Source organism: Streptomyces sp. NPDC046887 (assembly GCF_040644755.1).
Taxonomy (GTDB): Bacteria; Actinomycetota; Actinomycetes; order Streptomycetales; family Streptomycetaceae; genus Streptomyces; species Streptomyces lichenis.
Window position 1 is genome coordinate 1 of the sequence record NZ_JBEYXH010000040.1, and the last position, 23,403, is coordinate 23,403.

At 72.8% G+C, this 23,403-nt stretch carries 24 protein-coding genes and 2 pseudogenes; 12 read left to right on the forward strand and 14 right to left on the reverse strand.

What is annotated here, in order from left to right:
* Both ABZ945_RS27740 and clpS read right to left on the reverse strand, forming a co-directional pair.
* A pseudogene (locus tag ABZ945_RS27740) lies at positions 1-137 on the reverse strand (DUF2017 domain-containing protein); the annotation flags it as partial.
* Entirely contained in the window at positions 137-451 is a 315-nt protein-coding gene (clpS, locus tag ABZ945_RS27745; protein WP_361274820.1) for an ATP-dependent Clp protease adapter ClpS, read from the reverse strand. The pseudogene ABZ945_RS27740 and the gene clpS, both read right to left, overlap by 1 nt.
* Positions 452-589: 138 nt before the next feature.
* Between clpS and ABZ945_RS27750 the strand changes: the two genes are divergently transcribed.
* Complete coding sequence (locus ABZ945_RS27750; RefSeq protein ID WP_361274965.1) at positions 590-1,918, forward strand: nicotinate phosphoribosyltransferase; 1,329 nt, start codon at positions 590-592, stop codon at positions 1,916-1,918.
* A 577-nt stretch (positions 1,919-2,495) separates the two neighbouring features.
* Positions 2,496-3,098, forward strand: coding sequence for a nicotinamidase (locus ABZ945_RS27755; protein WP_361274822.1), 603 nt, complete (start codon positions 2,496-2,498; stop codon positions 3,096-3,098).
* Between the two features lie 246 nt (positions 3,099-3,344).
* Here the strand turns inward: ABZ945_RS27755 and ABZ945_RS27760 are convergent.
* A pseudogene (locus ABZ945_RS27760) lies at positions 3,345-3,647 on the reverse strand (hypothetical protein); the annotation flags it as partial.
* Positions 3,648-3,799: 152 nt separating this feature from the next.
* On the reverse strand, positions 3,800-6,241 hold the full coding sequence (locus tag ABZ945_RS27765; RefSeq protein WP_361274825.1) for an immune inhibitor A domain-containing protein: 2,442 nt from the start codon (positions 6,239-6,241) through the stop codon (positions 3,800-3,802).
* 498 nt (positions 6,242-6,739) lie between these two features.
* Between ABZ945_RS27765 and ABZ945_RS27770 the strand changes: the two genes are divergently transcribed.
* Positions 6,740-7,027, forward strand: coding sequence for a hypothetical protein (locus ABZ945_RS27770; protein ID WP_361274827.1), 288 nt, complete (start codon positions 6,740-6,742; stop codon positions 7,025-7,027).
* A gap of 19 nt (positions 7,028-7,046) precedes the next feature.
* On the opposite strand, the gene ABZ945_RS27775 is transcribed toward ABZ945_RS27770, so the two are convergent.
* Positions 7,047-7,868 (reverse strand): RDD family protein, encoded by an 822-nt coding sequence (locus ABZ945_RS27775; protein WP_361274829.1) that lies wholly within the window; start codon positions 7,866-7,868, stop codon positions 7,047-7,049.
* Positions 7,869-7,951: 83 nt separating this feature from the next.
* On the reverse strand, positions 7,952-9,421 hold the full coding sequence (locus ABZ945_RS27780; RefSeq protein WP_361274831.1) for an RDD family protein: 1,470 nt from the start codon (positions 9,419-9,421) through the stop codon (positions 7,952-7,954).
* A 301-nt stretch (positions 9,422-9,722) separates the two neighbouring features.
* Between ABZ945_RS27780 and ABZ945_RS27785 the strand changes: the two genes are divergently transcribed.
* On the forward strand, positions 9,723-10,157 hold the full coding sequence (locus tag ABZ945_RS27785) for an SsgA family sporulation/cell division regulator (protein WP_361274834.1): 435 nt from the start codon (positions 9,723-9,725) through the stop codon (positions 10,155-10,157).
* A gap of 17 nt (positions 10,158-10,174) precedes the next feature.
* On the opposite strand, the gene ABZ945_RS27790 is transcribed toward ABZ945_RS27785, so the two are convergent.
* The 6 genes from ABZ945_RS27790 to ABZ945_RS27815 all read right to left on the reverse strand — a co-directional run bounded on the left by ABZ945_RS27790 (position 10,175) and on the right by ABZ945_RS27815 (position 13,329).
* Positions 10,175-10,558 (reverse strand): VOC family protein, encoded by a 384-nt coding sequence (locus tag ABZ945_RS27790; protein ID WP_361274837.1) that lies wholly within the window; start codon positions 10,556-10,558, stop codon positions 10,175-10,177.
* A gap of 84 nt (positions 10,559-10,642) precedes the next feature.
* The gene (locus ABZ945_RS27795; RefSeq protein WP_361274840.1) at positions 10,643-11,821 is read right to left on the reverse strand and encodes a methyltransferase domain-containing protein; all 1,179 of its coding nucleotides are present in this window, start codon (positions 11,819-11,821) and stop codon (positions 10,643-10,645) included.
* Positions 11,821-11,955, reverse strand: a complete 135-nt coding sequence (locus ABZ945_RS27800) for a hypothetical protein (protein ID WP_361274842.1) — start codon at positions 11,953-11,955, stop codon at positions 11,821-11,823. The genes ABZ945_RS27795 and ABZ945_RS27800 overlap by 1 nt, the downstream gene beginning before the upstream one ends.
* A 72-nt stretch (positions 11,956-12,027) precedes the next feature.
* Positions 12,028-12,486, reverse strand: a complete 459-nt coding sequence (locus ABZ945_RS27805; RefSeq protein WP_361274845.1) for a hypothetical protein — start codon at positions 12,484-12,486, stop codon at positions 12,028-12,030.
* Between the two features lie 295 nt (positions 12,487-12,781).
* Positions 12,782-12,985 (reverse strand): hypothetical protein, encoded by a 204-nt coding sequence (locus ABZ945_RS27810; RefSeq protein WP_361274847.1) that lies wholly within the window; start codon positions 12,983-12,985, stop codon positions 12,782-12,784.
* On the reverse strand, positions 12,982-13,329 hold the full coding sequence (locus tag ABZ945_RS27815; RefSeq protein WP_361274850.1) for a hypothetical protein: 348 nt from the start codon (positions 13,327-13,329) through the stop codon (positions 12,982-12,984). Before ABZ945_RS27815 ends, ABZ945_RS27810 begins: the two co-directional genes overlap by 4 nt.
* Before the next feature lie 225 nt (positions 13,330-13,554).
* Here ABZ945_RS27815 and ABZ945_RS27820 point away from each other — a divergent pair, with 225 nt between their 5' ends.
* From ABZ945_RS27820 to ABZ945_RS27855, 8 genes are all read left to right on the forward strand, one after another.
* Positions 13,555-14,832, forward strand: a complete 1,278-nt coding sequence (locus ABZ945_RS27820) for a helix-turn-helix transcriptional regulator (RefSeq protein WP_361274852.1) — start codon at positions 13,555-13,557, stop codon at positions 14,830-14,832.
* A 129-nt stretch (positions 14,833-14,961) separates the two neighbouring features.
* Positions 14,962-15,246: a GNAT family N-acetyltransferase gene (locus ABZ945_RS27825; protein ID WP_361274855.1), complete on the forward strand. Its 285-nt coding sequence runs from the start codon at positions 14,962-14,964 to the stop codon at positions 15,244-15,246.
* Between the two features lie 20 nt (positions 15,247-15,266).
* Positions 15,267-15,854, forward strand: coding sequence for an HD domain-containing protein (locus ABZ945_RS27830; protein WP_361274858.1), 588 nt, complete (start codon positions 15,267-15,269; stop codon positions 15,852-15,854).
* Positions 15,855-16,510: 656 nt separating this feature from the next.
* Positions 16,511-16,843, forward strand: a complete 333-nt coding sequence (locus ABZ945_RS27835) for a PqqD family protein (protein ID WP_361274860.1) — start codon at positions 16,511-16,513, stop codon at positions 16,841-16,843.
* A gap of 259 nt (positions 16,844-17,102) precedes the next feature.
* Positions 17,103-17,888, forward strand: a complete 786-nt coding sequence (locus tag ABZ945_RS27840; RefSeq protein ID WP_361274863.1) for an IclR family transcriptional regulator — start codon at positions 17,103-17,105, stop codon at positions 17,886-17,888.
* A gap of 665 nt (positions 17,889-18,553) precedes the next feature.
* Positions 18,554-19,276, forward strand: coding sequence for a DAK2 domain-containing protein (locus ABZ945_RS27845; protein WP_361274866.1), 723 nt, complete (start codon positions 18,554-18,556; stop codon positions 19,274-19,276).
* Positions 19,273-19,860 carry a transposase gene (locus ABZ945_RS27850; protein WP_361274868.1) on the forward strand — a complete coding sequence of 196 codons (588 nt, stop codon included), beginning with the start codon at positions 19,273-19,275 and terminating at the stop codon, positions 19,858-19,860. Before ABZ945_RS27845 ends, ABZ945_RS27850 begins: the two co-directional genes overlap by 4 nt.
* Before the next feature lie 8 nt (positions 19,861-19,868).
* Positions 19,869-20,654, forward strand: a complete 786-nt coding sequence (locus tag ABZ945_RS27855; RefSeq protein WP_361274871.1) for a hypothetical protein — start codon at positions 19,869-19,871, stop codon at positions 20,652-20,654.
* Positions 20,655-20,815: 161 nt separating this feature from the next.
* On the opposite strand, the gene ABZ945_RS27860 is transcribed toward ABZ945_RS27855, so the two are convergent.
* Positions 20,816-22,102, reverse strand: coding sequence for an MFS transporter (locus ABZ945_RS27860; protein WP_361274874.1), 1,287 nt, complete (start codon positions 22,100-22,102; stop codon positions 20,816-20,818).
* Complete coding sequence (locus tag ABZ945_RS27865) at positions 22,099-23,397, reverse strand: ATP-grasp domain-containing protein (RefSeq protein WP_361274877.1); 1,299 nt, start codon at positions 23,395-23,397, stop codon at positions 22,099-22,101. Before ABZ945_RS27865 ends, ABZ945_RS27860 begins: the two co-directional genes overlap by 4 nt.
* Positions 23,398-23,403: the final 6 nt, after the last annotated feature.

A 23,403-nucleotide genomic window follows, 5' to 3' on the forward strand; every position in this document is an offset into this window, starting at 1 on the left:
TCCCCCACCGGCGGCTCGTCACCCGGGCCGATCAGCTCCAGCAGCTGGACGGCGAGCGAGCGGAGGATGGAGATCTCGACCTCGTCGAGCGGTACGGCCGCGCCGCCGCCGGGCAGCGCCTCGAAGTGCCCGCTCATCAGGTGCGGTCCTGGGAGAGGGTGGCCCACAGCCCGAACCCGTGCATCGCCTGCACATCGCGCTCCATCTCCTCGCGGGTGCCGCTGGAGACGATGGCCCGGCCCTTGTGGTGCACGTCCAGCATCAGCTTGTGCGCCTTGTCCTTGGAGTAGCCGAAGTACGTCTGGAAGACGTAGGTCACGTAGCTCATGAGGTTGACCGGGTCGTTGTGGACGATCGTCACCCAGGGGACGTCGGGTTCCACGACGGCGAAACCCTCGGCGGCCGGCTCGGTGCGTTCGATCTCAGTGGGAGCAACACTCACTCGGTCCATGCTGCCACCCGGGGTGGGGTACCGCACAAACCGGCCGCCGTATGTGCCCGTTCGGCACGGGTCCGCCTTCCCCCGGGATCGAAATCGTCAAAGTGACGCTATGGGGGTACCATCCGCCGTATGAACACTGCGAACGCCGTGAACGGCGGGGATCTCGGTCTGCCGGTGGACGTGCCGTCCACCGCGCTCTTCACCGACCAGTACGAGCTGACGATGCTCCAGGCGGCGCTGCGGGGCGGGACGGCCGACCGGCGGTCGGTCTTCGAGGTGTTCACCCGGCGGCTGCCGCCCGGGCGCCGCTACGGCGTGGTGGCCGGCACCGGGCGGGTGCTGGACGCGGTGGAGAACTTCCGCTTCGACCCGGCCGTGCTCGCCTTCCTGCGGGAGCGGGACATCGTGGACGAGCGGACCGTCGACTGGCTGGCCGACTACCGCTTCCGGGGCAGTATCTGGGGCTACCCGGAGGGCGAGGTCTACTTCCCGGGCTCCCCGATCCTGCGGGTGGAGGGCTCGTTCGCCGAGTGCGTGCTGCTGGAGACGGTGGTGCTGTCGATCCTCAACCACGACTCGGCGATCGCCGCGGCGGCCTCCCGGATGTCGGCGGCGGCCGGCGGGCGCGGGCTGATCGAGATGGGTGCCCGGCGCACCCATGAGCTGGCCGCGGTCGCCGCGTCCCGGGCCGCGTACATCGGCGGCTTCCAGTCGACCTCCGACCTGGCGGCCGGGTTCCGGTACGGCATCCCGACCGTGGGCACCTCGGCGCACGCCTTCACCCTGCTGCACGACACCGAGCGGGACGCCTTCCGGGCGCAGGTCGAGTCGCTGGGCCGGGGCACCACCCTGCTGGTCGACACCTACGACGTGGCCGAGGCGGTCCGTACGGCGGTGGAGGTGGCCGGTACGGAGCTGGGCGCGGTACGCATCGACTCCGGCGACCTGCTGCTGGTCGCCCACCGGGTGCGCCAGCAGCTGGACGAGCTGGGCGCGAAGGACACCCGGATCGTGGTCACCTCGGATCTGGACGAGTACGCCATCGCCTCGCTGGCGGCGGCGCCGGTGGACGCGTACGGGGTCGGCACCCAGCTGGTCACCGGCAGCGGGCACCCCACCTGCTCGATGGTCTACAAGCTGGTGGCCCGCGCCGAGTCGGCGGACGAGGGTGCACCGCTGGTGCCGGTGGCGAAGAAGTCGCTCGGCGGCAAGCTGTCGGTCGGCGGCCGCAAGTGGGCGGCCCGCCGGCTGGACGCCGAGGGCGCGGCCGAGGCCGAGGTGATCGGCACCGGCCCGGTCCCGCCCGAGCTGGCCGACCGGCAGCTGCTGGTGGAGCTGGTACGGGACGGGAAGGTGGTCGGCCGCGAGCCCCTGGACACCGCCCGGGACCGCCACACCACGGCCCGCGCCACCCTGCCGATGTCCGCCCTCCAGCTCTCCCGCGGCGAACCGGTCATCGCCACGGAGTACGTCTGAGCCGCGGGCAGACGGATCGCGACCCCGGTGGTGCGCGGGCCCGGTCGTCGGGACCGGTCGTCGTCGGGACCCGTCGTCGGGGCCGGTCGTCGGGGGCCCGGTCGTCGTCGGGACCCGTCGTCGGGGCGGGTCGTCGGGCCCGGTCGTCGGGGCGGCCGCCCCGGGGGTGGCCGCTGGAGGCCGCCTGGGCGGGGCCGTCCGCCCGGGGGGAGCCGTCCGTCGGCGGCCCACCCGTCCGCCCGGCGGTCGGCGGTCGGCGGTCGGCGGTCGGCGGTCGGCGCATCCGGTGTGGTCGGGTCGCTGGCTGGGGCCGTCCGTCCGGTGGGAGACGTCCTCCCGGGCGGGAGGACCCCTCCCGCCGCGGCGGTGGAGTCTCTAGGCTCGGGTGGCGCGCCGATGGCGTCCGGGTCACCGATGACCTCGGTGGTGTCGGAGGCCGCCGACGGACCCGCTCCCGCCGCCTTCCGCAGCACCCGCACGCCCCGCGCCCTGCGCACCGTGAGCACTCCCCCGACCCGCCGCACCTCCACCGCCCCCTCCCCGTCCCCCGCCCGTGCCTCCCCCGAAGGACATCCCCATGCACCGCGCACTGATCGTCGTGGACGTACAGAACGACTTCTGCGAGGGCGGCAGCCTCGCCGTGACCGGGGGCGCGGATGTGGCCGCCGCCATCACCGACCTGGTGGGGGAGGCGGCCGGGGTGGTGTACCGGCATGTGGTGGCGACCCGCGACCACCACATCGACCCGGGCGGCCACTTCTCCGACCGGCCCGACTACGTGGACTCCTGGCCGGTGCACTGCGTGGCCGGGACCGAGGGGGCCGGCTTCCATCTGAACTTCGCGCCTGCGGTGGCCTCCGGCGCGATCGACGCGGTCTTCGACAAGGGCGCGTACTCCGCCGCGTACAGCGGCTTCGAGGGGGCGGACGAGAACGAGACCGGGCTGGCGGACTGGCTGCGGGAGCGCGAGGTGACCGAGGTGGACGTGGTGGGCATCGCCACCGACCACTGCGTACGCGCCACCGCGCTGGACGCGGCCCGGGCGGGCTTCCGCACCCAGGTGCTGCTGGACCTGACCGCCGGGGTGTCGGCGGAGACCAGCGAGCGGGCGCTGGAGGAGCTGCGGGCCGCCGGGGTGGAGCTCACCGGCAAGCCCGTCGTCCAGCCCGCCGGCGGCTGACCGGCCGATACGGGCCGGGGCGCGTCAGAGCGCCCCGGTGCGGTGGCCGCCCTCGGCGGCACGCGGGCCGGCGCCGGGGGGACCATGAGGGCTGTCGGTCCTCGGGCCGGCGCCGGGGGGACCAAGGGGTCCGTCGGCGCGCGCATCGGCGGCGTACGGCCCCAGGGCGCCGGGCTTCCGCCCCTCGGCCGCCGTCCGGGCGTCGGGCACCCGCGGGCCCGAGGGGTGCAGCGGGCGGCCGGCCGGCGGGCGGCGCGGCAGGGCGCGGATGGGGTGCCAGAGCTCGGCGTCGGCCTGCGGCAGGGCGCGCCAGAGCAGCCCGTCGGGGTGGTGCAGCACGGCGGTGACCTCGTCCGGGGTGGGCGGGTGGGTGTTGCCGCGCAGATAGACGGCGCGCAGGCCGAGGTTGCGGAGCCGGGTGAGGGCGCGGGGCCGGTTGACGGCGTGCACCAGGATCCGTACCGAGGAGCCGTCGCCGGCCGGGCTGGGCAGGCCGAGCGCGACGACCACGCTGCCGCCGGGCAGCTTGCAGAACCCTCCGCCGGGCATGCCGATCCTCCTCCTCGCTGGCCGATCCCCTGTGCAGCCCTTGTGATGCCCCTGTGGTGTCAATAAGGACTGGACCTCATGCACCTAAACACGAACGGCCGCCGCCCGCCAGGGGGCAACGGCCGATCATGCTGTGACCTGCTGTTTTGCGATTACTTCGAGGACTTGCCGACCTTGACCTTGATCGTCTGGCCGTTCGCCGGCTGGTTGACGATCGATATCTTGGTGTTGGTGTCAGTTACCTTGACGCCGGCCCGCTCGGTCTCCGGGTACCAGTAGACGCCCTTGCGGTCATCGAAGACCGAGACCCCGGCCTGCGACGGAATCCGCGTCGGGACGTCGGCCTTGTGCAGGGTGAGCCCCTTGGTGCGGTACAGGCTGAACGGCGAGTCGTAGGCCTGCACCCGGTTGCGCTGGAGGGTGCCGTCCTTCCACTTCAGCGGCTTGGCGTGGGCGTCGATCGGAAGGATCAGGCCCTGCCCCGGGTGGACGGCGGTGTTGTTGTCCTTCTGGGAGGTGTCCCACTGCCAGACCAGCAGACCGGTCTGGTACGGGTAGTGCTCCACCCAGCCGTCCTTCGGCGCGGCGAAGCCGAAGTTGTACGGGCCCGTCTTCAGGGTCTGGTCGTACGAGACGTACTGGCGGTTCTCCGCGATGTAGTACTGCTCGTAGGCGTTGGTGAAGGACTCACCGATGCGCGAGAAGCCCTTGGCGGTCCAGCCGTTGTCACCGTTCTCGGCGTTGTCCGAGAAGACCGCCGCGCCGTCCGCGGTGAGCACGATGGAGTCGGCGGTGAAGCCCTTGCCGCCCGCGCCGCCGTCGGTCTGGTAGCGGAAGCGGAGGTCGAACTTCTTGCCGGCGTACGCGTCGAGCGGGTACACCAGCTTCTGGTGCGAGCCGGAGACGTCGGTCAGCGCGGGCGCGCCGGAGGCGTCGACCGGGATGGCCTTGCCGTTGGCAGTGCCGGCCAGCGCGGTCCAGTTCTTGCCGCCGTCGGTGGACACCTCGGTGTAGAGGTAGTCGTAGTCCTTCTCGATGTCCCACCAGCCGTCGAGGGCCAGCTCGGCCTTGGTCTTGCCGGTGAGGTCCACGGAGCGGGTGAGGGTGTTCTTCAGGTCGTCGCCCATGTCGCTCCACCACTGGGTGGCGCCCTGGGCGGGCTTCACGACCGCGGTGGAGACGTTCTTCTTGGGCAGCTCGACCACGAGGGCCTGGGGGTTCTTGGTGTTGTACTCCGAGACGCCCAGGGTGTGGGTGGAGGCGGTGGCCGCCTTCGCCTTCTCGTAGTTGAGCCAGCCGAGCTGGAGCTTGTCCCACGAGGTCATGTCGCCGGGCAGGTCGCCGATCTCGTTCTTGCCGGTGCCCAGCCAGGAGCCGGAGGACATCAGGGACCAGAAGCCGGTGGAGTTCTCCGCGCCGGTCGCACCCGAGGTGTCGTAGAGGTCCGGCAGACCGAGGTCGTGGCCGTACTCGTGGGCGAAGACGCCGAGGCCGCCGTTCTCCGGCTGCATGGTGTAGTCGCCGACCCAGATGCCGGTGTTGCCGATCTGGGTGCCGCCCGCCTTGTTGCTCGCCGGGCCGGTCTTGCCGGCGTCGGTGCCGTAGGCGTACCAGCGGTGGGCCCACAGCGCGTTGGTGCCCTCGGCACCGCCGCCCGCGGACTCGTCCTCGCCGGCGTGGACGATCTGGAAGTGGTCGATGTAGCCGTCGGCCTCGTTGAAGTTGCCGTCGGCGTCGAAGTCGTAGCGGTCCCACTGGTCGTACTGGGCCAGCGCCGCCTTGATCTGGGCGTCGGTCTTGCCGGCCGCCTTCTGCTGCGCGGTCCAGGCGGTCACACCGTCGCGGACGGCGTCCCAGACGTTGGAGCAGTTGGTGGAGCCGCACCAGTTCGAGCCGTAACGGGCCTCGTTGTAGTCGACCTTGACCCAGTCGGAGACCGCGCCGTCGACCGAGTAGCGGCCGGAGGAGGTCTTCTCGTAGTAGGTCTTCAGGGACTGCTTCTGCTTGCCGGTCTTCTTGTCCTTGCCGGCGCCGAAGTACAGGTCCTGGAAGTGGGCCTGGTTGTAGTCCTTCTTCCAGGCCGTGGAGTTGTCGACCTTGCGGTCGGGCTCCGCGATCTTGTTGTGCAGCGGGCCGGGCGTGCCGCCGTACTTGACGACCGGGGGCTTGGGCCCGGCGCCGTCCGGGTCGTGGGTGGTGGTGCTGTCCACCTTGTCGCCGAACTCCACCAGGATGGTGAAGATCTTGTCGGTCTTCTCCCGGCCGAGCTCGACGTACTTGCGGTCGTCCAGCTTGACGACCTTGGAGGCACCCCTGCGCTCCACCTTCACGTCGCCGGCCAGGACCTGCTCCAGCGCGGCTTCGCGCTGTTGGGCCTGCTGCTTGCTGAACGGGCCGTCGAGGTCGTGATCGACCTTGGCGGCGTGGTCGTGTCCCGGGGCCCCGTGCGCACCGGGCGCGGGGTCATGGCGCTCCACGGAGCGAACCGGGCGGTTGTCGGCCTGCGCCGTGGTGAAGGCGGAGGCCGTGGCGGCGGTGGCGGCGAGCGCCACGAACACCGCGGACGTTCTGAACGCCCGTCGATTGCTGGTCACTTGATCTTGTCCTCCCCGCGCGCCGCGAACCGCGGATGGGGGGTCGAAGTGTTATCCGCGTGCGGTGTCGCGTCACAAGTGACGACATTCGACCGGATGATGGCCGGAAAAGACAGACCTTGACTTGTTCACCCCCTGTGCTCTATGTGAACACGTCAATCCGGATGACGGACAGCCCCGAGCAGCGCCGATGGCCCCCACCGCCGCGACCAGCACCGGGCCCGGCCGCGGTCTGCCGCTCCGGCGCGTCCGGCCGTCCGGAATGCGGGCACCGAGGGGCATTTGACTCCGTGCGCCCCCCGTGCACCGGCACCGTGGGTCAACTCACGCTTACCGGCGGTTCCTTCGGGGCATCCACCCTCGTAGAGTCGGACCCGCACCGCATGCACGGCCCCCGCACGTCTCCCTGCGTACGTCCCGCACGCCCTCGCACGACCGCACGTCCCTGCCCGGTTGTACGCCTGCCACGTCTGCCACGTCACGAGGACGGAAGCCGCCATGCCGCGTCCGATCACCGCCCAGCTCGCGTACGGTTCCGCCACCGTCGTCCTCGCGACCGTCACCCTGCTGCTCGCCTCGGGCACCAGCAGCGGCCCGGGCGTCGCCCTGGTCGCGGTGGCATCCCTGCTGCTCGGCGTGGTGGTGGCGGTGGGCGTACGGCTCCCGGCCACCCTGCGAGCGCGCGCCCGGACCCGTACCGCCGCACGGGGCACCACCACCGCCACCGGGACACGCAGCCGGGCCGGAGCAGAAGCCCCGGCCCGAGAGCACTCGCTACGCCGCTGACGCGGATCCCGCCGCCCCGCTACGGCCTGGTGGCCACCACCACCGTCTTGGCGGCCTTGTCGTGCAGGCCCTGCTTGTAGGGCTTGTCCACCAGGATCAGGATGAGCAGCAGCAGCGGCCAGAGGCAGGCGCAGCAGATCAGCGCGGGCAGCCACAGCACCACGGCCCGGATCAGCGAGGCGTTGGTGTCCGGCACCCGGCCGTCGTTGAGCATCGCCACCCGCAGGCCCATCAGCTTCTTGCCGAGGGTCTGGCCGTTCCGCCGCGTCAGGATGGTGTCGTAGCCGACGTACGCCACGATGGTGATGAGCTGGAACACCACCTGTCCGGTGCTGCTCGCCGCCCAGACATCCGCGACGTCCTCCTCGGAGACCCGCCGGTAGATGTCGAACGGGATGCCGATGAGCGCGAGCGGGACGGCGACGATCACCCAGTCGATGAGCCGCGCCAGGATCCGTCGCCCGATGGGCGCCAGCGGCGGCATCCCGGCGAGCGGGTCGGCCCCGCCGTAACCGTAGGGCCCGCCCCCGTAGGGCGGCGGCCCACCACTCCAGGGCCCGCCCGGGCCGCCGGGTCCGCCGGGGCCACCCGGCTCCTGGGGCCCGCCCCCGTCATACGGACCACCCTCCCCTCCCCCGCCGCCGTACGGGCTGCTGCCCCCGTAGGGGCCGCCCGCGCCAGGATCGCCGGAGCCACCGCCCCCGTAGGGACTCCCCGAACCGCCCTCGCCCGGAGGTGGCGGCGGCGGGGGCGCACCGGCGCCCTCCGGCCCCTGCGGCCTCTTCCGGAAGGGGTCGTCCTCGGGCGGCTGGGGACCGGAGGTCGGAGGTTCGTTGCTCATGTGGGCAGTGCATCCCGGCGCACCACCCCCCGCAACGGCTCACCGTCCGTCCGGGCGACCGCCGTACGGGGGACCCGGCGGGGTCAGCGGGTGCGGCCGGCCACGAAGGTGTGGGCCGCCTTGTCGTGCCAGCACTGCCGCCACGGCCGGTCGAAGAGGCACCACAGCACATTGCCCACACCCACCACCAGCAGGCCCAGCACCCCGTAGACCAGCCAGCGGCGCAGCGCGGCGCCGAAGGGGGGCGGCTGGTGCGACTCGATGTCCCGCACCTCGATCCCGTACAGCCGCTTGCCGAGGGTGCGGCCCCAACGGGCGGTCGGCAGCGCCTCGTAGAGCACCCCGAGCACCAGCAGGATGGCCAGCGCGCCGCCGAGGCAGCCGCCGGTGGTGCCGTCCAGCAGCCAGACGGTGACGGTCTCGCCGGACTGCTTGGCCTGCTCGATCTTGGCGTCGATGTGGTCGAGCGCCCGGGTGACCAGCGGTACGGCGGCGGCCCCGGCGAGCGCCCCAAGGACCAGGGTGTCCACCAGCCGGGCCGCCAGCCGCCGCCCGAGCCCGGCCGGCCGGGCCGCCGCCTGGGCCTGCGCGGCCTGGAGGAACGGGTCGGCGACCGGCGGCTTCCACGGGATCACCGGCTCCTGCGCCTGGGGCGTCCGGGGCTGCGCCGGTACGGCGACCGCCGCCTCGGCCGCGGGCGGCTGGGCCAGCCGGTGCACCTGCTGCGCCCAGGACGCCGAGCCGCCGCCGTCCCCCGCGCTCATGGGCGAGGCCGCGGCGGGTGCCGGTGCCCCGGGAGCGGCCGGGGCCGGATCGGGCACCGGCGCGGGCGGCGCGGTGCGGGCGGAGGCCGCCGGTGCGGGGTGCGCGGTACGGGCGGAGGCCGCCGGTGCGGGGTGCGCGGTGGGGGCGGGGGCTGGCGGTGCGGGGTGCGCGGCGGGCCGTACGTCTGCCGCACCCTCCGACCGGGGCGGTACGGCGGGCCCGGCGCCAGGCCGCTCGCCCTGCCGGGGCGGTACGGCCCGCAGGGTCACCGTGCCCTCTCGCGCGACCACCCCCTCCTCCCCCACACTCCGTACCCCGGGCAGGGCCCCACCGCTCGGATCCCCACCGCCCGGATCACCGCTCGCCGTTGGGGACCCGGCCGGATCGGCGGGAGGGGCGGAGGCGGTACGCGGATCCTGCCCGGCCTCGGCGCCCCAGGAGACCCGGCGGTCCCGGTCGCCGCCGAACCCGCTCTGGTGGGAGGCGTCCGCCTGCCACACGGCCGCGGGCTGCGGGGCCTCTGCCCGGGGCCCGTCCTCCCCCATCTCGTCGAAGAAGACCGGACCCGTCTCCTCCACCGCCGCCGGGACGGGCGCGGGCACGGGAGCGGCCGGGGCCGCCACCGCGGGCGCGACGGGCGACGACTCGCCCTCCTTGGGCGCCGGACGGCTGGTGCCGGGCACCCAGGCGGCACCGTTCCAGAACCGGATGTACCCGGGGATGGACGGGTCGGGGTAGTAGCCGGGCGTGGGGCTGCCGTCGCCGGTTGCCGGGGTCGGGGCGCTCATAGCCGTGGTCCCGTATCTCTTCGAGGCCTCAAGTCTGGGCACCACATCTATCAGACCCCCGCCCGCCCCCGGACCGGTCCGACCAGAACGGACACCATCGGTCACCCGGGACGGACACCATCGGTCATCCCCGATCGCACCCCGCCTCTCCTCCTCCCTTCTCCCCTCTCCCTCCTCCCGCAACCAATGTGCCGAAGTCGCGTAATGGCGGCGGAGGAAGCCCCTCTCCTTCTCTACGGGCCCCGTCCGGCGGCCCCGAAGACCGAGCCACGACCTCGGCGAGCAGGAAGGACGACCTCCGATGCGGCAGAGCATGGTGGAGAGCGAGCTGGAGTTCACGATGGTGCTGACGGCGGAGCGGCGGATCACGGTGCCGACCCGGCTGACCTACCGCGGCGACGACCCGTACGCCGTGCACATCACCTTCCACACCGGCTCACCGCAGCCGGTGTGCTGGACCTTCGCCCGCGAGCTGCTGGTGGAGGGGGTGCACGGCCCGTGCGGCCACGGCGACGTCCGCATCTGGCCCACGGCGGTGGACGGCGCACCCGTCGTCCTGCTCGCCCTCTCCTCCCCCGAGGGCGAGGCCCTGCTCGAAGCCCCCGCCGACCCGCTGGCCACCTGGCTGGAGCGGACCCTGGACACGGTCCCGCCCGGCACGGAGGACGGGCAGTGCGGCCTGGACGACACCCTCGCCGGGGTGCTGGCCCGCGCCACCGGTGACGACCGCCCCTGACCCGCCCCCGTCCCACCTCACTCACTCACATACGTATGCGTAATGAATTCGATCGAGTGACCGTCCGGGTCGTCCACGTAGACGCCGCGCCCCCCGTGCAGGTGATTGATCGTCTGCGGCTCCTGGTGGAAGGGGTCGGCCCAGTAGGCCAGTTCGCGCCGCCGGATCCGCTCGAAGATGGCGTCGAACTCCTTCTCCGAGACCAGGAACGCCAGGTGCTGCCAGGCGACCTCCCCGGCTGCGACCTCCATGTAGTCCAGGGTCACACCCCCGTCCAGCGGCACCGACGCGAACGGCCCGAACGCCGTGGGCTCCGGCGCGTCGAGCAGCCCGGTGAGGAACCGCGCCCCGGCGAACCGGTCCCGGCTGCGGACGATGGTGTGGTCAAGACGTGCGGGCACGGTTCCTCCTGCGCAACTCCGACGAAACGCCCCCCGGCTCGGCGGGGCGGACGGACCCTATCCGCCGTGAGACGTCCCCCGTGGTCAGGCGAACCGCGGCAGCACCCGCCCGGGCTCCCCGAACCACGGCCGGGCATCCCCCTCCGCCTTGACCGTCAACCCGAACCGCTCCACACCGGGCCCACCCAGCCCCTTCCACCACCTCAGGGCCCGCTCCACCTCGTCCCAGAGCCGCCGGGGCCCGTACTGGTACACCGCGGCCTCCGCCTCGTCCCGCCGGAAGTCGACCGCCGCCCACGACCGGCTCCCCAGGTCGAAGAACCAGGCCTTCCCGCTCCCTTCCTCCCCGGCCCCGTTGACCACATGGGCGCAGTCAGTTACACACAGCCCGATGACGAACCGCACCGCGTCATAACGCCCGCCCAGCTCCCCCATCCCGACCCCGGTACCGGACACCTCCGCCCCACCCGGGAAGTCGACGACATGACCGTCGAACCGCCCCCAGTCCAGTCGCTGGGCCCGCAGCTTCATGAACTCGACCATCCGCAGAAACGGCCCACTGGCACTGCCGTCCTCGTGCCTGGTCAGCCGCGCCAGCGCGTCCTGGTCGCTGTAGTGGGTGCCGAACGGAGCGAGGACGAGCCCGCCGGGCCGGGTCTGGGCCAGCCAGTGCGGTGAGACCTCCCGTACGCCCGCCGTGACGACCACCCGGTCGTAAGGCGCCCCCACCGCCCACCCCTCCTGCCCGTCCCCGTGCACCAACTCGGGTGCCAGCCCCGCCCGTGCCAGCGTGGCCCGAGCCCGTACGGCCACCGCACCGTCGATCTCCACGCTGACGACCTGGCCGGGGCCCAGCCGATGTGCGAGCAGCCCGGCGTTCCACCCGGTGCCGGTGCCGATCTCCAGCACCCTCATGCCGTCGCGCACGTCCAGCTCGCGGAGCATGGCGGTCACCACCGAGGGCATGCTCGCTGAACTGGTCGGAACCGTCCCCGGTGCGGTGCCGGTGTGCCGCCCGTCATCCCACTGGGTGACCAGCGGAACGTCTGCGAACGCGGCCCGTCGCCACGCGGCGGAGTCCGAGCGGTCGACCGGCTCACTCCTCCCGGTCTCCATGTCGTACGCCCAGACCATGTCCGGCAGGAACCGGGAACGCGGCACGGCCCGGAACGACTCGACCCAGTCCGACGACAAGGCTCCGGTATCCAGCAGGTACCGCGCCAGCTCCTCACCGGCGCGGTCATCCTGCTCATGAGCGAGCATCACTTGCGGTGCTTCCCGTCCCCCGGCGGCGTGGACCCGTCCGGCGGGGGCGGCGGGGGCGGCGTCCAGGGCTGGCCGGGCGCCTTGTCCCCGCCTCCTCCGTCGCCACTGCCTCGTGTGATCGGCTGTGTCATGATCGGTTCCTTCCTCTTGTGGTGCGCGGGGCCCCGCCCCTCTTGAGACGGGGGACTCAACAGGCGCCAGCCTCAACCAGCCGCGTAATCAGGGAGCACCTGGGCGGCCTTGGCCATCAGCGCCTCGTCAAGGAGGGTGAGTCGGCCGACATGTAGCCGGTCGTGGCCGTACATGGTCTGCCCAAGCTCCACCGTGCGGTCCACCCGCAACTCCCAGCGGACGGAGCGCAGATCGAGGGTGCGCGGCTGCGGAGTGCCGCGACCGCTCCAGCCCGTGCAGATCAGCCAGCAGGCGGCCGCGAACTCGGGACGCCCGGCCGGTGACCCGTACAGCCGCTGCGGCTCATGGCGGATGGCGATGTCCATGAGAGCCGGGCCCGCCTCGTCGTCCGCCGTGGGGATCCATCCGACGGCGGCGGTGTCCCCGAAGGCCCCCGTACTCGCGTAGGCGAGCACGAGGTAGCGGTCCGGCCAGGTGTGAAGGAGGGGAAGGACCGTCACCCGGCTCTCGCCGGTCACGGTTCGGGCCATGGAGGTGGTCCCTTCGGTACGTGTCGATGGGGCGGCCGCCCGCCCAAAGCTTCCGGGCGGGCGGCCGAGCGGTGCCTAGTTGCCGTCGCCGCAGCCGTGGGTCGGGTTGGACCCGCCCCCGTCGCCGCCTTCGATGTCGGTGTTGTCCGGGTCGCCCTGGACAACGCCACGGCGGTGGGCGATGTTGTTCATGTGCCGTCCCTTCTTCGAGGTGGGTGGTGCACGAACCCGCCCGGACCGCGGTCCTGCCAGGGAATTTCGGTTCGGGCGGGGGCTTTGGGGACCCGAAGAGCGGCTACGTGCCGCTGGACTCGGCGGGCTCGTAGCGGACCTCGCCCCAGCTGTCCGCCGGGTGCTGGTCCAGCGGCAGCAGCCGGTGGCGCCGGAGGCATTCGGGGCAGGCGTGGATGACACGGCCCGGGCCGCTGGCCACGTGCTCGACCGCCACGGAGACCGGCTCATCGGTCCGTTCGGCGCACCAGGCGCATACCTGTGTCACGGTCGTGCCCTCTCCGTGGGTGCCGCCAACTCGGCCCAGACGGTGGTGCGCTCGGGCACCCGCTCGTGCCCGTAGCGGGAGCACTCGGCGAGGGCGAGCAGTACGGCCGTTCGCGCGGCGGGACCGAGGTCGTCGGGCAGGACGGTCTCGATACGGATGCCTTCCGGCGAGTGCGTGACGGTGGGCTGTCTGCCGGTCGCGGCGGTGAGCATGCCGACGAGGGCGGCGGCACGGGTGCGGAGCTCCGGGACGGGGGCCGGCTTCGGCGGAGGGCTCTTCTCGGAGTCGTACAGACGGGATTCGAGGTGGCTGGGGCGCCCGGTGGGGCGGGCTGTCGCGCTCACGGTCATCAGTGCCTCTGGATGGTGGATCAGGCGGTTGCCACCCGCCCCGAAGTCGAGGGCGGGGTCCTCCGGACACCGAGCCGACCGGCCTGGCGCCCACGATCAGTGAACGGATAACCGTCACCCAGGGCGAGGAAGAAAGCACTCTGCGGGTTCATGGGGTAACCGGAAATTTCCGGGACTTCCGGTTCTGCCACGGCCACGCGGATCGCTACCGTGGCCGACGTGGAGGGGAACGACATCCTCAGGGCACGCATGGCCGACGACGGGTTGACGCAGACGGAACTCGCCGAGGCGGTGAACGCCGACCTCCGGGCGGCCGGATACGAGGGCACGGTCAGCGACCGGACCGTACGGAACTGGCTGACCGGCAAGACGCGTTGGCCGCACCAGCGTCAGCGCGCGGCGTTAGAGGCGGTCTTCGACTGCCCGGTGACGGAGCTGGGCTTCGCACCTCGGGGAGGCTGCTCCTCGTCCAAGCCACCACCGGAGGACCCTGTGCACCGCCGTCGATTCGTCAGCGCCTCCGCCGGAGCGGTGCTGGCTACCGCCGCGACACCGGCGCATGGGGCGCGGCCCCGGGTCGGCTCCGGGGACGTGGAACGGCTGCTCGCCAAGTTCGCGCTCATCGTCGCCAGCGACCACCGCCACGGCGGCAAGCTCACCATCGAGACGCAGGCCACGGCGCTGGCCGGCGAGGCCATGGCGCTCCAGGCGCGCGGCACCGCGAGCCAGCGCGTACGAGGGGCGCTGTACGGCTGCGCCGCGTCGTTCACCTCCAGCGCGATGTGGGCCGCCATCGACGGTCGCCGCTTCGACGCCGCGCAGCGGCACTTCCACCGCGCCGCGAGCCTGGCGGCCATGTCCGGTGACTCCGCAATCCAGTTCCGCATCTGGTCGCACGCCGGGAGTCTCTACCGCCACATGGACCGCCCCGGGGACGGGCTGGCCGCCAACGACGTGGCCCGGCGACTGCCCGTCGCCCGCCGCGACCCCCTGTTCGCCTCCCTCGGCCATGCCAGGCATGCGGCGATCCTCGGCCTGACGGGTGACGCACGGGCGGTGCGGCAGGCGTTGGGGCACGCGGTGGACGCCTTCGAGCGTGCCGATCCCCAGGAGTGGCGGCCCCTGTGGATGGACGGGGTGCGGAACCGGGGCGAGATCGAGGAGCTGGCGCTCTCGGCGTACCTGCGTCTCGGTCGGTACGAGGAGGCCGAGGCGCACGGGCATCGGAGCCTGGCCCTGCTGCACCCCTCCATGCGGCGGGACCGGACGCTGGTGACCGCACGGCTCGCCCAGGCGCAATTGGGCCAGGGCGCCGTGGAGCTTGCCGTCGGCACCGCCATGTCGATCGCCCCCGAAGCCGCACAGTTGACCCCTCGGGTCGCCGAGACCCTGGACGACTTCGGCCGCCGCCTACGGCGCAACGCTCCCGGTCGCTGGGTTCGGATGTGGGAGGGGAGCCGCTGCGACGACAGGCAGGCACCCGGGGGTCGCCCATGACTTGCCTCGCCCGCCGCTTGCCACGCATCCGAACCCGGCTGGGAGGCCGTCATCGGCTACGACGGCGAGGAGGCCGTAGGCTACGCATACGTCAACACCCTGACGGCCGAAGACCAGTGGTGGCGCCGTATGGCGACACCGCTCCCGCCCGGCACAGCCGAGCGCTCGACCGCAGCGCTCAAGGAGATCATGGTGCGTCAGCGGTGGCGCGGCACGGGCGTTGCCCGACGGATACACGACGAGTTGCTGGCCGGTCGGCCGGAGGTGCAGGTCTCGCTGCTGGTCAACCCGCTGAGCGGGGACGGCAAGGTCCAGGCACTGTACGAGCGCTGGGGCTACCGGAAGATCAGCGCGCAGCAGCCATCGGCGGACGGCCCGGTTCTGACGGCCATGGTGCGCCACACGCACCAGTGACCTAACCGGAGGTACGACTGATGACGGAGAATGACAAGCAGGACCAGGCGGCGCGGGGCACGGCGGGCTTCCTGTTGGAGATGGGGATGCTCAAGCGGGCCAAGAGGTCCGGCTGGTGGATCGCGGGTGTGAAGGACCCGGAGACCATCGCCGAGCACTCGTTCCGGGTGGCGCTCATCGGCTCCGTACTCGCCATGATGGAGGGCGCCGATCCTGCCAGGACGGCGCTGCTCGGGCTCTGGCACGACACCCAGGAGACCCGGGTCGGGGACATCCCGCACATCGGGCGGCGCTATCTGCAAGCGGCATCGAACCAGACGGTCACCGAGGACCAGTTGTCGGCGGCCCACCCGGCCGTACGGGACGGGGCGCGGCGGATCGTGGAGGAGTACGAGAACGGCGACTCCCTGGAGGTGGTGTGCGCACACGACGCGGACAAGCTGGAGTGCCTGATCCAGGCGGTGGAGTACCGGGAACAGGGCTGCGGGAACGTACAGCTGTGGATCGACAGCAGCCTCGCCAAGCTGAAGACGGCTTCGGCGCAGGCCCTCGCGGAGGCGGCGCTGAGTATGACCTCGGTGGAGTGGCAGCAGACGTATCTGCGGTGATCCCGGCACCTCGGGCCGGGTCGATGTGAGAGCCATCACCGTCACGGGCACCCGGGAGACCGGCCACCGTCCCGTGGGCGACTACGAGCGGCTGTTCAGCCGGTACGTGGCGCCGTTCGCGTCCGGCGCACGCTTCCCGTGGTGGTGCCGAGCCGTCTCGGCGGGCGGCGGGAGGAGGCGTGGGATGCGGTAAGGCGGCTGGGTCGTCGGCGCGAGTCCGGGACTCGGTACCGGGTCCGGCACGTGGCAGACGCTCGACTTCGCCGCGGGCAAGGGGCAGCCACGGCTGATCATGCCCGTGTGACCGCCGCCGGGTGCGAGGTCCGGGTGACGGTCATCTGCATCTGAGGCGCGCGCCGTGAGGGTGGGGTGACCGGGGGCGGGGTGGTGGATGTGTCTCATGTCGTCGGCGCTTGGGGGTGCTTCGTCGTCGCTGTGGGTGCGGGGTGGTCCGCTGGTCACATGGGTGTAGGTCGAACCTGTTCCACCGGGCGGGGTCGTCGGCCGTCTCAGGTGGTGCTTGACGGTGTGGTCGGGCGGCTGTTGCATTCCTATGCGTGTGACCAGGATTCAGGGGGCGGAGATCGCTTACGGGGGCCGGGTGCAAGGGGCCACGGTCCCGTCCCTTCAGGAGGAGACCTAGCGATGGGGGGAAGATGATGGGGGACGCGGGGGATGTGGGGGATACGGGGGATGTGGGGGATGTGGGGGCGGAGTTGACGCCGGCGAGTGTGTTGCAGCGCCGGGTGGAGGCTCGGGCCCGCAGGTACCGGGGGCGGCTGTATGTCGCCGTACGGGAGCAGGCGTTGGAGTTCGACGAGGTCGCGCAGGCCATTGTGCTGCGGATCGACGGCACGTCGACGTTGCGGGGGATCGCCACCTCGGTGGCCGAGGAGTACGGCGTCCCGGCCGACGAGGCGACGGGGGACACCGTCGAGTTCGCGGCACGGCTGCTGGAGCACGGTGTGGTGGAGGTCGTCGCGGGGTGACCCCCGGGGCGGGGGGAAGGGGCTGATCGGCCTCGGTCGCGGGGGGGGCGGGGTGTCGGGGGCATCTCGGCGTGCCTGCTTCCCTGTTCGCGGCAGCCTCGTCACGGTCGCCGGTTCGCCACCCCGGACCGGTCTCGCCGCCCTGGAGCGCTACCCCGGCGCTCCGGGGCGCTCGCGGTGGTGCACCATATGGCTTGCCGCAGGCGTCGGTGAACGTGAGGCTGTGCAGACGAACGACGTTCGTTGATACCGAACAGGGGTGGAACAATTGGTGGAGTCGGTCAAGCGCGCCGTGCGCATCATCCGAGAGCTGACCGGGGCGTCACCCCGGTTGGGGGTCACCGAACTCGCCGAGCGCGTGGGGATCTCGAAGTCGGCCATGCACGGCCTGCTGCGCACCCTGGAGTCGGACGGCCTGGTGGTACAGGAGAGGGAGTCCGGCAAGTACCGGTTGGGCCCCGCACTGGTCACCTTCGGCAACGCCTATCTGGACACTCATGAGCTGCGCACCCGAGCGCTCACCTGGTCCAACCTGCTGGCCACCCGGGCCGACGAGGCGGTGTGGGTCGGGGTGCTGGTCCAGGACGAGGTACTGGTGATCCACCATGTCTGCCGCCCCGGGAGCGTGGTGCAGCCGCTGGAGACCGGGGCCACGCTGCCCTGGAGCACCACCGCGCTGGGCAAGGCCATCGCGGCCTTCTCATCGCAGGAGCAGAGGAAGCGCCTGCTCGACCGTCCGCCGGCCGTGCTGACCGGTCACTCGGTGACCGAACTCACAGAGCTGAGCAAGCAGTTGGACCAGGTCAGAGAAGTCGGCTACGCCCTGGACAGCCAGGAGGCGACTCTCGGCGACGCGGGGATCGCGGCCCCCATCTTCGACCGGACCGGAGCCGTCGTGGGCGCCATCGGGGTGGTCGGCCCGGTGGAGCGGCTGCTGGAGGAGGGGTGTCGACAGGGGCTCTCGATCGCGACCCGGGAGACGGCCCGCAGCCTCTCCCGCGAGCTGGGCGCCCACCGCTTCGGCACCCGGATCACCCCCTGCTGAGCGGCGCTCACGCGTCCGCCACGGACCGGCTTTCCCGGCCTGCCACCACCGTCCATCGTTGACTCTCCCCCCTGCCCGGCCGCCCTCGCGCCGGTCGCGTCCGGTCCGCACGGCCCCGGACCGGCCGGTGCCGGGATCCGGGGAACCGCCCTGCGGTCCGGATCGACCTTACCCATCCGCTCCGCCGGCCAACCCCCGGTCAGGCGGGGCGGCACCAAGGCTCCGGAGGGGCTGATTCCGCTTGGGGGGAGGGGTGGCCGGGCGCTGCCAAACGTCCTTGACAGCCCATTTGAGACCCGCTTAGTTTTCGGTCAAGCGTTCATTACAAGAGAACAACGTTCGGAGAAAACCGCTTGCCGGGACGGCGGACGACGGTCCGTCAGATCAAGGGGAACGCTTCGGCCGAGGAACCGGCGGCTCGGCCGAGCCGAAGCGAGGGGGTCACTGTGATGAAGCCGATCGACCGCGCCGGACCGCCGTACGACACCTGCGGCGCAACCCCAGCCGGGGACTTGGCCGTCTTCCCGGGCGGGGTTGCCGCCCCACTGGTGGGGCGCTTACCCCGTATCTGCTCCGCACGGCAAGCGCCCCGCACCTGCGGGCGGGTGGGCTCCGCCGGGCATCCGCGTGGAGCGGGGGTGAGGCTGCCGAACGGACTTCGGCCGATGGCCAAGGCAACGGGAGGACTGGTGGACTCCGCAGGGACGCGGGCGTGGCTGCGGGCAGCGGCGGCGCTCTTCGACCGGGAGCAGGAACGACTCACTCGACTCGACCGGGCCATCGGCGATGGCGACCACGGCGTCAATATGCGGCGCGGGTTCCGTGCCGCGGTCGCGGCCCTGGGCCGCGAGGGCTCGGGCACGGAGACCGCCGGGCAGGTGCTGTACCGCGCCGGTGCCATCCTGACGGAGACCGTCGGCGGGGCCGCCGGGCCGCTGTTCGGCGGCTCGTTCCGCGCGCTGGGCGGCGCGTTGGACGAGGGCGGGGATGAGGGCGGGGACGGGGACGAGTACGGGGCCGGTGGGGTCGGTGGGGCGCCGGGGTCCGCCGTCGCCGGTGGCCGGCGCCTGGCGGCCGCCCTCGGGGCGGCGTGCGACAGCATCCGCGAGATGGGCGCGACCCGGACCGGCGACAAGACCCTGTACGACGTGTACCGGCCGGCCACCGACGCCTTCACGCGCGCCGTCGAGGGCGGCGGCACTCCGGTGGACTGGGCCCGTGCGGCGGCGGGTACCGCCGAGGACGCCGCCCGGGCGACCGCGCCGATCCAGGCCCGCCGGGGCCGCGCCTCCTATCTGGGCCTGCGCAGCGTGGGCCACCAGGACCCGGGCGCGGCGTCGGCCGCGCTGATCTTCCGTGCTCTTGTGACCGCCCTGGAGGGGAAGTGACCCAGCACAGCCACTCGGTACCCCCGCGGCGGCGCGGCCCCGGGCCGGACGCCGCCCGGCCGTCCGCGCCCCGGGCCGCCCTACCGGGCGCGGGCCGGTTCTCCTGGTTGGCACCGATGGTGCTGTGGCCGGTGGCACGCCGCCAGCTGCCCCGCGCCGCGGTGCGGCCCCAGGGCGGCGGCAGCCAACGCGCCGATGACGAGGCCATGTTCGCCGCGATCCTGTATGTGCTGGTCAGCGGCGTGCCCTGGCGGGCGCTGCCGGGCACCTTCACGGTGTCCTGGCAGAACGCCCACCGCCGGTTCACCCAGTGGAGCGAGGCGGGGCTGTGGGACCGCGTCCTGGAGGCCGCCGGTGCCCAGCGGGTCCCCGGCGGGCAGTCCGGCCAGCTCCGGCAGTGGGCGGAGACGGTCGGCGCGCTGGCCGACGAGCGGCTGAACCGCTCGACGGCGCTGCCCGCCGACCGGGGGGACCAGCCTCCCGCCCAGCGGCGGACCGGGGGGCTCAGGCCCGTACTGCGGGTGCACGAGCCGGACGACTTCACGGTCCGCCTGTTCGGACCCGACCGGGGGAAGAAGCGGTGAGTACGGCCATGGGGACCGGACTGGACGGCTGCCTGGAGGAGATGGACCGGCGCGGCCTGCTGCCCGCGGACTGCCTGACGGTGTGCTGCGTCGGGCCGGTCGCGCGCGGCTGGGCCGACGGGGGCGGCTGCTACGACTTCCAGATCGTGTCGGCCACCCCCTTCGACGCGGCAGGCGCCCACCCCCTGCCGGTGGCCCTGGACCCGCCCGAGGTGCCCTGTGTGGTGACTCAGGTCACGGACCGGCGCTGGGAGTTGACGTACTGGGGCGCGGCACAGGTCCGCCAGGTGCTGGCCAAGGTCACCTGGGAGCAGTTCGAGCGGGGCGGCCCGGCGGTGGCGGCGCTGACCGAGGCCGAGGAGCTGTTCCTGGAGCGGATGAGCGCCGGCCGGGCGCTCAGCGGCACCGGGTGGGCGGAGGAGTGCCGGCGGCAGGTGGCGGAGTCGGCGTTCCGGGCCATCGTGACGACCCGTTCGCTCGCGGCGGCGGACTCCGTCATCGAGGACGCGGTCCGCCGGCTGGCGGCCCAGGACGTGGAGAGCGCGGTGCTCTCCGCCCGGCAGGCGCTCGGCCACACGGTGGACGCGCTGCTGGAGAGCGAGGGGGACTTCGGTCCCCGCGTACCGAGGTGGCGGGCGCGGCGGTTGCGGGAGACCCGGCCGGCGGCACTGCCGTTCGCGGAGTACTGGGCCATGGAGACGATGCGGGCCTTCGACCCGGCGCGGCCGGAGGCCTGGGTGACGGCGGTGCTGCAACGCTGCCGCGACCTGGCCTTCGAGGTGGAGATCTCCTGAGGCAGAGGGAGACCTTCTGCCGGAGGGCTGGGAACTGCCGGGAGGCTGGGGCCTGCTGGAAGGCTGGGACCTGGCGACAGGCGCGGGGGGGGGCTCGGGGCGGTCGGTGGGGGTGGTCGGTGCGCTCCGGGCCGCCTCGGGGCCGGGCCGGAGCGCCACCGTCAGCCGGAGGTCTTCCCGGCCCCGGCGGCCTTGCCGGACAGCGGCGTCTGGTCCGCCGGGGTGTCCTGCGGCGGCCGGTCCCGGGGCTGCTCCTCGTCGGGGCACCAGGTGGAGCGGCCTCGGCGGGCGAGGAGCATCAGTGCGCTCGCCGCGGCCACCGCCGCCCCGGTGGCCAGCCAGGGGGTGCCGGGGGCCCGTCCGGCGGACAGGACACCGCCGATCTGCGGGGCCGCCATGAAGCCGACGTTGACGCCCGCCGAGTACAGGCTGACGTTGCGGTGGGTGACCGACGCGGCGGACAGATGGGTGACGTAGCTGAGCAGGGCCGGGAAGACGATCATCTCCCCGAAGGTCCACAGCAGGGTGATCACCGCGAGCAGCGGCCCGCTGGAGGTGAGCCCGGTCAGGGCGAAGCCGGCCGCGGCCAGGACGTAGCCGATCAGCAGTGACCGCAAGTGGGACATCCCGGCCATCGCCTTGTTCAGCGGGACCTCGAACAGCACGATCGCCGCCGCGTTGACCACGAAGAGGACGCTGGTCCAGTAGGCCGGCAGGCCGATGCCCTCGATCACATAGGTGCTGAGCAGGATCGGCGGCAGCGCGTAGGCGACGTGGATGGGCAGCGCCAGGGTGAACAGGGTCCAGAACCGGGTCTCGTCGCGCGCGGTGGGCGAGACCAGTCGGCCCGGCCCGGCTCCCCGGGTCGCGGCCGCCGCCCCGGTGGAGCGCCGCAGCAGTACGGCGCCGGCGGCCAGGACGCACACGGCGTTGACGTAGAACAGCGCCTGCGGCGCCACGGTGAACAGCAGACCGCCGACGGCCGGCCCCACGCCCATGCCGAGGTTGATGGCCAGCCGGTTGCAGGAGAAGGCGATCTTGCGTTGCTCGGGTGTGGAGCCGGCCACCACCTGCGCGTAGGAGGCGGGTGTGTAGATCTCGAAGGCCATGCCCCACAGCAGGGTGGCGGCGATCAGCGCGGGCACCCCGGACAGCGCCGGGACGACGGCCAGCACCAGGGCGTAGCCGGCGCAGCCGCCGAGCATCACGGTGACCGGCCGCACCCGGCCCAGCAGCACGCCCGCGCACACGTCGGCGAGGAGCGCGCCCAGCCCGAAGGCACCGACCACCAGGCCCACCTGGTCGGCGCCGTAGCGGTCCTGGCCCAGCAGATAGGCGCCGAGGAAGGGGAAGGCCATCGTCCCGGCGCGGAACATCAGGGTGCTGACGAACAGGGTCCGCAGGTCGCGGTCGAGGCCCGCGACCGTGCGGAACGTGCTGCGGATCATGCCGGGTCCGACTCCGCTGCCACGGTGAACACCTGCTCGGTGCGCCGGCGCGCCAGTTCGTCCACCTTGGCGCGGAACGCCCGCTGGTCGGTCTGGCCGCGTTCGAAGCACTCCAGCACCCCGTCGCGGGCCAGGTAGGAGGTCAGCGGCCGGGAGACGTCGCCGACCTCGGCCGTGAGGTAGAGGCCGACCTCCTCGGGGGTCAGCTCGTGGACCGGCTTGACCTCGGTGATGGTGCCGGGGGGCGCCTTGAGGAAGGCGGTGGCGCCCATGCCGACGGGCTCGGCGGTGAGGGCGGGCAGCTCGTCCAGGGTGTCCGTGTACGAGGCGAAGTGCAGGTCGTAGGGGCTGAAGCCGTAGACCCGGTCGATCAGGTCCATGATGCCGTCGCCGCCGGGCCGGGCCGCGACCTCCACCACGCTCAGCCGGTCGCCGTCGACCAGGACCTCCACATGGGCGAGGCCGTGGTCGATGTCGAGCGCGGCGCAGGCGTCCAGCGCCACCTGGCGCAGCCGCTCGTTGCCGGAGTCGGCGCTCGGCACCAGCTGGCCCCGCTCGCTGAAGTAGGGCGCGCCGGCCTTGGACTTGTCGGTGACCGCGACGACGGTGCGCCGGCCGCGGTGGTTGGCGACCTCGACGGAGACCTCGTGGGTGGAGGTGACGAACTCCTCGGCCTGGAAGCGGCCGTCCTCGAAGCCGTACAGCGGGGCGATCTCCAGCAGGGAGTCGCGGCAGTAGGCGTAGGCCTCGTCCAGCTCCCCGGGGCCGTCGACCCGCACGGTGCCGACGTTGCCGGCGAAGTCGCGCGGCTTGAGGATCAGCGGGAAGGTCAGTTCGGCCGCGGCGGAGCGGAGCTGCTCCAGGGTGCCGAAGAGCCGGTGGCGGGCGCAGGGCACGCCGGCCGCCTCGAACGCCTGCTTCATGGTGTGCTTGTCGCGCACCCGGGACAGGCAGGTGTCGGACAGCCGGGGCAGGTCGTAGTGGCGGGCGACGGCGACGGACACATGCACGGTCATCTCGATGATGGGCACCACCGCGCCGGGCCGCAGCCCGGTCTCCCGCTCGAAGGCTTGGACGGCCTCCAGGGCCTGCCGCTCGTCGTAGTAGTCGGCGCGCAGCACATGGTCGAAGAACCGGTTGGTGCTGAGTGCGGCGGGTGTCTCGCTCATGCCGACCACCGGGCCGGGATAACCGCGCAGCGCGGAGACGATGCCGCGTTCGCGCAGCAGGATGTCGGAGCCGAGCAGCAGCAGGTAGCGGTCGCCGTTGGCGCGTGCGCGCGCGAGGTCGAACACGAGGAT

Excerpts from the sequence above, each read along its gene's own strand:
- ABZ945_RS27825 (WP_361274855.1), top strand. The coding sequence starts at position 14,962 with ATGGCGACACCGCTCCCGCCCGGCACAGCCGAGCGCTCGACCGCAGCG.
- ABZ945_RS27860 (WP_361274874.1), bottom strand. The coding sequence starts at position 22,102 with ATGATCCGCAGCACGTTCCGCACGGTCGCGGGCCTCGACCGCGACCTG.
- ABZ945_RS27800 (WP_361274842.1), bottom strand. The coding sequence starts at position 11,955 with ATGACACAGCCGATCACACGAGGCAGTGGCGACGGAGGAGGCGGGGAC.
- ABZ945_RS27780 (WP_361274831.1), bottom strand. The coding sequence starts at position 9,421 with ATGAGCGCCCCGACCCCGGCAACCGGCGACGGCAGCCCCACGCCCGGC.
- ABZ945_RS27785 (WP_361274834.1), top strand. The coding sequence starts at position 9,723 with ATGCGGCAGAGCATGGTGGAGAGCGAGCTGGAGTTCACGATGGTGCTG.
- clpS (WP_361274820.1), bottom strand. The coding sequence starts at position 451 with ATGGACCGAGTGAGTGTTGCTCCCACTGAGATCGAACGCACCGAGCCG.
- ABZ945_RS27845 (WP_361274866.1), top strand. The coding sequence starts at position 18,554 with ATGGCCAAGGCAACGGGAGGACTGGTGGACTCCGCAGGGACGCGGGCG.
- ABZ945_RS27795 (WP_361274840.1), bottom strand. The coding sequence starts at position 11,821 with ATGCTCGCTCATGAGCAGGATGACCGCGCCGGTGAGGAGCTGGCGCGG.
- ABZ945_RS27830 (WP_361274858.1), top strand. The coding sequence starts at position 15,267 with ATGACGGAGAATGACAAGCAGGACCAGGCGGCGCGGGGCACGGCGGGC.
- ABZ945_RS27755 (WP_361274822.1), top strand. The coding sequence starts at position 2,496 with ATGCACCGCGCACTGATCGTCGTGGACGTACAGAACGACTTCTGCGAG.
- ABZ945_RS27775 (WP_361274829.1), bottom strand. The coding sequence starts at position 7,868 with ATGAGCAACGAACCTCCGACCTCCGGTCCCCAGCCGCCCGAGGACGAC.
- ABZ945_RS27770 (WP_361274827.1), top strand. The coding sequence starts at position 6,740 with ATGCCGCGTCCGATCACCGCCCAGCTCGCGTACGGTTCCGCCACCGTC.
- ABZ945_RS27835 (WP_361274860.1), top strand. The coding sequence starts at position 16,511 with ATGATGGGGGACGCGGGGGATGTGGGGGATACGGGGGATGTGGGGGAT.
- ABZ945_RS27805 (WP_361274845.1), bottom strand. The coding sequence starts at position 12,486 with ATGGCCCGAACCGTGACCGGCGAGAGCCGGGTGACGGTCCTTCCCCTC.
- ABZ945_RS27855 (WP_361274871.1), top strand. The coding sequence starts at position 19,869 with ATGGGGACCGGACTGGACGGCTGCCTGGAGGAGATGGACCGGCGCGGC.